This is a genomic window from Achromobacter pulmonis (assembly GCF_002885955.2).
GTDB classification, from domain to species: Bacteria; Pseudomonadota; Gammaproteobacteria; order Burkholderiales; family Burkholderiaceae_B; genus Achromobacter; species Achromobacter pulmonis_A.
In genome coordinates this window covers 1-507 of sequence record NZ_POQS01000071.1, presented here as the reverse complement: position 1 = coordinate 507, position 507 = coordinate 1, and the positions used below count along the sequence as shown (strand labels likewise).

At 61.5% G+C, this 507-nt stretch carries 1 protein-coding gene; it reads right to left on the bottom strand.

What is annotated here, in order from left to right; translation table 11 throughout:
• Window positions 1–507: hypothetical protein (locus C1I89_RS33805; RefSeq protein WP_102776428.1), on the bottom strand; the 507-nt coding region annotated here is incomplete at both ends.

The window sequence follows — 507 nt, the reverse complement described above, 5'->3', positions numbered from 1 at the left end:
CCGGTGGGAGCCGAAGGCGCTTGGCTTGGGGTGCGCATCGGCTGCCCCATCAGCACGGCATACTCTTTGTGATCCGGCTGAATGGCGGCCTTGATCACGTTCTTGTCGTCGCCGTTCTGATCCTTCTCGACATCAATGCGGGCGACAAACTCCACACCATCCAGATCGGCAAAGCCCTTGATGCGGCGCGCACTCTGCGCCTGTGGCGAGTTGTCTGCCGGATGGATGCCTCGCGCCGAGTTCAGAATGGCGCGGAGGAAGCTTCGCCCGATATGGGTCCACTCCGGGCCCTTGGGACTGGACAGGCCAATCAGCCCGAACACCACGCGTTTGGCAAACGGTCCTTCCAGAATGGTGAACTTAGCGTTGAGATAGATCGCACCGGTCTTGTCGGAACGGGTCGCGTAACCGCCAGTCCAGCCTTGGCTCGGATCGTCATACCCACCCGGGCGAATGGCCATGATGACCTTGGCCAGGGTTTTGGGTGGGATCAGGGCGTACTCGCGC